We start from the raw sequence: 8,194 nt of genomic DNA on the forward strand, positions 1-8,194 counted from the left end.
CGCAGCGGGACCTCGAGGTCCTGGAGGCCCTCGGTGACCTGCTCGGCCAGCGTGTACACGTCCACCTGGGCGCGGCCGCACGAGGGGCAGGAGACGATCTCGAGCTTGCGCTCACGCAGGTTCAGGGACTGCAGGATCTGCAGGCCCACCTTGACCTCCTCGACCGGCGGCGCGGAGAGGGAGACGCGGATGGTGTCGCCGATGCCCTGGCCGAGCAGGTAGCCGAAGGCGGTGGCGGACTTGATGGTGCCCTGGAAGGCCGGGCCGGCCTCGGTGACCCCGAGGTGCAGCGGCCAGTCACCCTGCTCGGCGAGCAGCTCGTAGGCGCGGGCCATGATCACCGGGTCGTTGTGCTTGACGGAGATCTTGAAGTCCTTGAAGCCGTGCTCCTCGAAGAGGGAGGCCTCCCAGACGGCGGACTCGACGAGGGCCTCCGGGGTGGCCTTGCCGTACTTCTGCAGCAGGCGCGGGTCCAGGGAGCCGGCGTTGACGCCGATGCGGAGGGAGGTGCCGTGGTCCGAGGCGGCCTGCGCGATCTCCTTGACCTTGTCGTCGAACTTCTTGATGTTGCCCGGGTTCACGCGCACGGCGCCGCAGCCGGCCTCGATCGCCGCGAACACGTACTTCGGCTGGAAGTGGATGTCCGCGATCACGGGGATGGTGGACTGCTGGGCGATGACCTTGAGGGCCTCGGCGTCCTTGTCCGTGGGGCAGGCCACGCGGACGATGTCGCAGCCGGCGGCCGTGAGCTCGGCGATCTGCTGCAGGGTCGCGCCGATGTCGTGCGTCTTGGTGGTGGTCATCGACTGCACCGAGACGGGGTGCTGCGAGCCGACGCCCACCGAGCCCACCCGGATCTGCCGGGTGGTGCGGCGCGGGGCCAGCACGGGCGGCGGGGCGGACGGCATTCCAAGGCTGACGGGCACGGGGGCGCTCCTCATGGGTTCTCGGGGTCGACGGCGCGGGGCCGCCGGGTTCTCCGGTCCATCCTAGGCGCGCGGGCGCCCCGGGGCGCGGGGCGACCGCCCACGGCGAACGGGCCGGGCTCAGAACAGCCGGACCGGCTCCACGATGTCCGCCACGATCAGGATGACGCCCATGAGCAGCATCGCCGCGCCCACCGCGTAGGTCAGCGGCAGCATGCGGGCCAGGTCGAACGGCCCCGGGTCCGGGCGGCCCGTGATCCGGGCCCAGCCGCGGCGCACCGCCTCCCACAGGGCGCCGGCCACGTGGCCGCCGTCGAGCGGGAGCAGCGGGATGAGGTTGAACACCATGAGCGCCACGTTCACGCCCGCCAGCAGGGACAGCAGCAGGGCGGCCTTGTCCGTCAGCGTGGCCTCCTCGAGCGCCGCCGCCTCCCCGGCGATCCGGCCGACTCCCACCACGGACATCGGGCCGTCCGGGTCGCGCTCGGCCGGGGTCACCACGGCGACGGCGGTGTCCCACAGCCGCTGCGGCAGCACGAGGACGACGTCGACGACGCCCCGCACCTGCTGGGCCACGAGCGGGCCGGCGTCGAGCGGGGTGCCGCGGACCGTCTCGAGCTGCGCGCCCATGCCGATGAACCCGACCTCGTGGGTCGCCACGGTCCCGTCCGGGGCCCGCTCGGGCCGGCCCAGCGCGTCCGTCACGGGCCGTTCCGTCAGGCGCGGGGTCAGGGTGGCGCTCATCCGCTCGCCGTCGCGCTCCCACTCGATCCGGGTGGGCTGTCCGGCGCGGTCCCGGATCGCGGCGGAGAGGGCGTCCCAGTCGGAGACCGGCCGCCCGTCGAAGGCGAGCACGGTGTCGCCGGGGCGCAGTCCCGCCTCGTGGGCGGGCGCGGCGGGATCGCCCGGGCGGCAGTCCTCTGTCCCGCCGGAGGCGGCGCGGGCCTGCTGCTCCTGCATCGTGACCACGCACCGGTAGACCTCGGCGACGGTGGTGCTGGGCTGCGAGGTGCCCACCGTGGTGACCAGCAGGGCGGTGGCGCCCAGCGCGATGAGCAGGTTCATGAACGGCCCGCCGAGCATGATCACCACCCGCTTCCACACCGGCAGGGCGAGGAAGCGGCGGTGCTCGTCGCCGGGGCGGACCTCCTCGGCGGCCTGGGCCCGCGCGTCGTCGGCCATGCGGCCCAGCTGCTCGACGAAGCCCGTGGACGCCGCGCGGGGCGTCTGCCCGGGCCGCGGCGGGGGCAGCATCCCGATCATCGCGACGTAGCCGCCCAGCGGCACGGCCTTGAACCCGTACTCCGTCTCGCCGCGGCGCCACGAGACGAGCGTCGGGCCGAAGCCGATCATGTACTGCGTGACGCGCACGCCGAAGAGCTTGGCCGGGACGAGGTGGCCGATCTCGTGCAGGGCGATCGAGACCGCCAGGCCCAGCGCGACCGCGAGGACGCCCGCGACGTACCAGAGGATCTCCACGACGGTCACCAGCGGGCCCGCGCCGCACGGCGCGCCCAGGCCTCGGCGGCGAGCACGGCATCCACGGTGAGCCCCGTCGGCGCGGGGTCGTGGCCGGCCGCGGCGAGCACGTGCTCGGGGGCATAGTCGGCGACGACGGCGCGGACCGTGTCCACGATCCCGTCGAAGGGCAGGGCGCCGGCGTGGAAGGCGTCCACGGACTCCTCGTTGGCGGCGTTGAACACGGCCATGTGGGTGGGCGAGGCGGCCGCCGCCTCCTTCGCGGCCCGTACCGCGGGGAAGGCCTCCTCGTCGAGGGGCTCGAACGTCCAGGTGGCCGCCCGCGTCCAGTCGCAGGCCGGGGCCGCGCCCGGGAGACGGCGCGGCCAGCACAGCCCCAGGGCGATGGGCAGGCGCATGTCCGGCGGGGAGGCCTGGGCGAGCGTGGACCCGTCGACGAACTCGACCATCGAGTGGACCACGGACTGCGGGTGGACCACGACGTCGATCCGGTCCAGGGGCACGTCGAACAGCAGGTGGGCCTCGATCACCTCGAGGGCCTTGTTCACGAGGGAGGCGGAGTTGGTGGTGACGACGCGGCCCATGTCCCACGTGGGGTGGGCGAGGGCCTGGGCGGGCGTGACGGCGTGCAGGGCGGCGCGGTCCAGGCCGCGGAACGGCCCGCCCGAGGCCGTGAGCACGAGGCGGCGGACCTCGTCCGCCGTGCCCCCGCGCAGCGCCTGCGCGAGCGCGGAGTGCTCGGAGTCCACCGGCACGAGCTGGCCCGGCGCCGCGGCCGCCTTCACGAGGGCCCCGCCGACGATGAGCGACTCCTTGTTGGCCAGGGCCAGGCGGTGGCCGGCGTGCAGGGCGGCGAGGGTGGGCCGCAGGCCGATCGAGCCCGTGATCCCGTTGAGCACGGTGTCGGCGCCGGGCCACGCGGCGATCTGCTCGGCGGCGCACGGGCCGGTGAACAGCACGGGTCGGGGGGACGGGCGCCCGAGGCGGGCGGCGGCGTCGGCGAGGGCGGCGCGCAGCTCCTCCTCCCCCGCCGCGGCGGAGCCCACCGCCTCGACCTCGAAGCGCACGGCCTGCTCGGCCAGCAGGGTCGTGTTCGCCCCGCCCGCGAGCGCGACGGCCCGGAGCCGGGTGGGGTCCTGGGCGATCACGTCGAGGCCCTGGGTGCCGATCGAGCCCGTGGAGCCGATCAGGGCGACGGCGCGCGGGGCGCCGTCGTCGTCCGCCGGGGCGGGGGCGGGCAGCGTGTAGTCGGTGAGGGATCCGTGCGTCACCCCGCCATGATGCCAGCCGGGCCTGGACACGGACGGGGGGCCGGCCGGACGGACGCCGCACCGCGACGTCCCGCCCCGCCGGCCCCCGTGGGACCGGGTCAGCCGCGGATCAGTGCTGCACCGGCTTCTCGGCGCCGATGCCGGTGAGGGAGCGGACCTCCATCTCCGCCTGCTTGTCCGGGTCCTCGGCGCGCGACGAGGTCACCGAGCCGAGCCAGCCGAGGAAGAAGGCCAGCGGGATGGAGACGATGCCCGGGTTCTTCAGCGGGAACACCGCGAAGTCCGCGCCCGGGATCATCGAGGTCGGCGTCCCGGACATCACCGGGGACAGGACGATCAGGATGATCGCGGAGAGCAGTCCGCCGTACATCGACCACACCGCGCCGCGGGTGGTGAAGCGCCGCCAGAACAGGGAGTAGAGGATGGTCGGCAGGTTCGCCGAGGCCGCCACCGCGAAGGCGAGCGCCACGAGGAACGCCACGTTCTGGCCCTGGGCGGCGATGCCGCCGACGATCGCCAGGACGCCGATCACCACCACGGTGATCTTGCCGATCCGCACCTCCTCCTGCGGGGTGAGCGGGTGCTTGGCGATCACGGAGCCGTACACGTCGTGGGCGAAGGACGCCGCCGCCGTGATGGCCAGGCCCGCGACCACCGCGAGGATGGTGGCGAACGCGACCGCCGAGATCAGGCCCAGCAGGATGGAGCCGCCGAGCTCGAACGCCAGCAGCGGGGCCGCGGAGTTCTGCCCGCCGGGCGCGGCCGTGATGCGCTCGGGGCCGATCAGCGCGCCGGCGCCGTAGCCCAGCACGAGGGTGAACAGGTAGAACGCGCCGATGAGGACGATGGCCCACACCACGGACTTGCGCGCCTCCTTGGCGGTGGGCACCGTGTAGAACCGCATGAGCACGTGCGGCAGGCCGGCGGTGCCGAGCACGAGCGCGATGCCCAGGGACACGAAGTCGAGGCGGGTCAGGGCGCTGGCGCCGTACTGCAGGCCCGGCTCGAGGATCGCCTCACCCTTCGGGTTCATCTCGACGGCGGCCCCCAGCATGGCGTTGAAGTCGAAGCCGAACAGGGCCAGCGACCACACGGTCATGATCCCCGCGCCGGCGATCAGCAGGATCGCCTTGATGATCTGCACGTAGGTGGTGCCCCTCATGCCGCCGATCAGCACGTAGACGATCATCAGCACGCCCACGATCACGATCACGAGGGCCTGGCCGGCCCGGTCGTTGATGTTCAGCAGCAGGGCCACGAGGCCGCCGGCGCCGGCCATCTGTGCCAGGAGGTAGAAGAGGCAGACGGCCATGGTGCCGAAGGCGGCCGCGATGCGCACGGGTCGCTGCTGCAGGCGGAAGGACAGCACGTCCGCCATGGTGAACTTGCCGGTGTTGCGCAGCAGTTCGGCCACCAGCAGCAGGGCCACGAGCCACGCCACGAGGAAGCCGATCGAGTAGAGGAAGCCGTCGTAGCCGTAGAGGGCGATCGCGCCGACGATGCCCAGGAACGAGGCCGCGGAGAGGTAGTCGCCCGCGATGGCCGTGCCGTTCTGGGTGCCGGAGAAGCCGCGGCCGCCGGCGTAGTAGTCGGCCGAGGACGTGTTCGTCTTGGACGCGCGGATCACGATCACGAGGGTGACCACCACGAAGGCGACGAAGATGCCGATGTTCACGGCGGGGTTGCCGACCGTCTGCGGGGCGGCCTGGAGCAGGGGGGTGAGCGCGCTCATCGCGTGGCCTCCGGGTTCTCGTGGGCGCCGGCGGCCTCGCGCTCGAGGCGCTCACGCAGCGCGGTGGCGCGGGGGTCCAGGGTCCGGTTGGAGAAACGGACGTAGGCGAAGGTGATCAGGAACGTGGTGACGAACTGGAGCAGGCCGAGGATCAGGCCGAGGGTGATGTTGCCGCCGAGGCGGATCGCCATGAACTCGGGGAAGAACGCGCCGACGATCACGAACACCAGGTACCAGACGAAGAACGCCACGGTCATGGGGAAGGCGAAGGATCGGTGGGTGCGCCGGAGCTCGATGAACTCCTCGGACTGCTGCGCGGCGCGGAACTGCGCGGCCGTGGGGACCGGCGCCGTGGGCTCGCTGGATGACATGGGCCCTCCGGGGGTGCGTAGGACGGATCAGTGTGAGACAGATCACTGTGATGACAACCACACTCTGGCGGGCGGAGGGGTGCGCCGTCAAGCGCGCCCCGGGGCCGTGCGCCCGTGTGACAGCCCCGGGGCGCAGCCGTGCGGACGCGGACGCGCCCCGACGGCACGGGGCCGCCGGGGCGCGGAGCCGCCGAGGAGCCGGTCAGGCGCTCGCCGGCCGGGGCGCGTCCGCGCGGCGCAGGACCGCGCGGGCCTGGGCGAGGACCACCTCGTCGACCATCGCCCCGTCCAGCTCGAAGGCCCCGTGCCGGCCCTCGGCCGCGGCGAGGACGCGCCGGGCGCGCTCGACGGCCTCCGGGGCGGGCGTGTAGGCGGAGCGCACGACGGGCACCTGGCGCGGGTGCAGGCACACGGTCGCGGTGCAGCCCAGGGCGACGGCGTCCTCGGCCTCGGCGGCCAGCCCGGCCTCGTCGCCGAGGTCCAGGTGGACGGCGTCCCATGCGGCCGCGCCGTGGGCGGCCGCCGCCAGCAGCACCGTCGCGCGGGCGTGCTGGACCACGGAGCGGTAGGCGCCCTCGGGGGTGCGGGAGGAGCTGCCGCCCATCGACGCCACGAGGTCCTCGGCGCCCCACATCAGCGCACCCACGTGCGGGTGGGCGGCCAGGTCGGCGGCGGCGAGGATCCCGGCCGCGGTCTCGCACAGGGCGACGACGCGGGTCTGCGGTCCGAGGGCGGCGACGACCCCGTCCACCTGCGCGGCGGACTCGGCCTTGGCGAGCATGAGCGTGCGCCAGCCCGTCCCGGCGAGCATGGCCAGGTCGGCGTCGTGGTCCGCGGTGCCCGCGGGGTTCACGCGGACCACCACGCGGTCCTCGTCCAGCGGGCCGCCGTCGACCCCGCCCGTCGCCCGCCCCGCCCAGGCCGCCGCGACGGCGTCCCGCGCGGTGGGCCGGGCGTCCGGGGTGACGGCGTCCTCGAGGTCGAGGATCACCGCGTCCGCGCGCTCGAGCGCCGTGGCGTACCGCTCGGGGCGGTCCGCCGGAGTGAACATGACGGCCGGTCCGAGGGTCAGCGCGCTCATGCCCGCTCCCCCGTGCCTGCGGCGTCGGCGGCCTTCGCCTTGGCCTCCGCGTGCGCCTGCGCGGTCCACATCAGACAGGTGCGCTGGGCGCGGACGACGACGTCGCCGTGCTGGTTCTCCCCCGTCATCGCGAACGTGACGATCCGCTGCCCCGGCCGCGAGGAGGACTCGCGGATCGCGGTGACCTCGGAGCGCCCGTAGAGCGTGTCCCCGTGGAAGACCGGCTTCGGGAACGCGATCTCCCCCAGGCCGAGCTGGGCCACGAGCGTGCCCTGTGTGGTCTGCCCGACGGCGAGGCCCACCAGGGTGGACAGCGTCAGCATCGAGTTGACCAGCGGTCGGCCGAACGGCTGGTCCGCCGCGTACGCGTGGTCCAGGTGCAGGGCCTGCGGGTTCATGGTGAGGGTGGTGAACAGGACGTTGTCCGCCTCGGTGAGCGTGCGGCCGGGCCGGTGCAGGTAGACCTGACCGACCGCCAGCTCGTCCGCGTAGCGGCCCCGCTGCTCGATCTCGACGCGCTCCGTCACGTCAGAGGCCCAGCTCGCGGGCGATCAGCATGAGCTGCACCTCGGTGGTGCCCTCGCCGACCTCGAGGATCTTGGAGTCGCGGTAGTGACGGGCAACGAGGGTCTCGTTCATGAAGCCGTAGCCGCCGAACACCTGGGTGGCGTCCCGGGCGTTGTCCATGGCGGCCTCGCCGGCGATCAGCTTGGCCATGGCGGCCTCGGTCTTGAACGGCTTGCCGGCCAGCATCTTCTGGGCGGCCTCGTAGTAGGCCAGGCGGGCGGCGTGCGCGCGGGCCTGCATGCGGGCGATCTTGAAGGACACGGCCTGGAACTGCCCGATCTTCTGGCCGAACGAGGTCCGCTGCTTGGCGTAGGCGACCGACTCGTCCACGCAGCCCTGGGCCGCGCCGGTGGCCAGGGCCGCGATGGCGATACGGCCCTCGTCGAGGATCTCGAGGAAGTGGGCGAAGCCGCGGCCGCGGGCGCCCAGCAGGTTCTCCTCCGGCACGCGCACGTCCGAGAAGTGCAGGGCGTGGGTGTCCGAGGAGTTCCAGCCGACCTTGTCGTAGGCCTTGGCCACGGAGAAGCCCTCGGTGCCGGCGGGCACGAGGATCGTGGAGATCTCCTTGGCGGGGCGGCCGTCGTGGCCGGTCCTGCCCTCCACGGTGCCGGTCACGGCGGTGACGGTGACGAGCGAGGTGATGTCCGTGCCGGAGTTGGTGATGAACTCCTTGGCGCCGTTGATGCGCCACTGGCCGTCCTCGAGCGCGGCGGTGGTCTGGGTGCCGCCGGCGTCGGAGCCCGCGCCCGGCTCGGTGAGGCCGAAGC

The 8,194-nt window shown here is 73.7% G+C and carries 8 protein-coding genes; all 8 read right to left on the bottom strand.

Annotation, left to right across the window (positions count from 1 at the left end; genetic code table 11):
• The coding region (gene ispG, locus SJ20_RS00855) for a flavodoxin-dependent (E)-4-hydroxy-3-methylbut-2-enyl-diphosphate synthase (RefSeq protein WP_044658616.1) at window positions 1-941 on the bottom strand (941 nt) is incomplete at its 3' end.
• Window positions 942-1,046: 105 nt separating this feature from the next.
• Window positions 1,047-2,414, bottom strand: coding sequence for an RIP metalloprotease (locus SJ20_RS00860; RefSeq protein ID WP_044658612.1), 1,368 nt, complete (start codon window positions 2,412-2,414; stop codon window positions 1,047-1,049).
• Entirely contained in the window at window positions 2,411-3,646 is a 1,236-nt protein-coding gene (dxr, locus tag SJ20_RS00865) for a 1-deoxy-D-xylulose-5-phosphate reductoisomerase (RefSeq protein WP_044658617.1), read from the bottom strand. The genes SJ20_RS00860 and dxr overlap by 4 nt, the downstream gene beginning before the upstream one ends.
• 139 nt (window positions 3,647-3,785) lie before the next feature.
• Entirely contained in the window at window positions 3,786-5,408 is a 1,623-nt protein-coding gene (locus SJ20_RS00870) for a cation acetate symporter (RefSeq protein ID WP_044658613.1), read from the bottom strand.
• A complete protein-coding gene (locus tag SJ20_RS00875) occupies window positions 5,405-5,779 on the bottom strand; it encodes a DUF485 domain-containing protein (protein WP_041104222.1) in 375 nt (124 codons plus the stop codon). Before SJ20_RS00875 ends, SJ20_RS00870 begins: the two co-directional genes overlap by 4 nt.
• Window positions 5,780-5,981: 202 nt before the next feature.
• Window positions 5,982-6,860: a CoA ester lyase gene (locus tag SJ20_RS00880; protein ID WP_044658614.1), complete on the bottom strand. Its 879-nt coding sequence runs from the start codon at window positions 6,858-6,860 to the stop codon at window positions 5,982-5,984.
• A complete protein-coding gene (locus SJ20_RS00885; RefSeq protein ID WP_041104218.1) occupies window positions 6,857-7,387 on the bottom strand; it encodes a MaoC family dehydratase in 531 nt (176 codons plus the stop codon). The genes SJ20_RS00880 and SJ20_RS00885 overlap by 4 nt, the downstream gene beginning before the upstream one ends.
• 1 nt (window position 7,388) lies before the next feature.
• Window positions 7,389-8,194, bottom strand: an 806-nt coding sequence (locus SJ20_RS00890; RefSeq protein ID WP_044658615.1) for an acyl-CoA dehydrogenase family protein, incomplete at its 5' end; no start/stop codon positions are given.

The sequence above is a fragment of the Micrococcus sp. MS-ASIII-49 genome, assembly GCF_000946635.1.
Lineage (GTDB): Bacteria > Actinomycetota > Actinomycetes > Actinomycetales > Micrococcaceae > Micrococcus > Micrococcus luteus.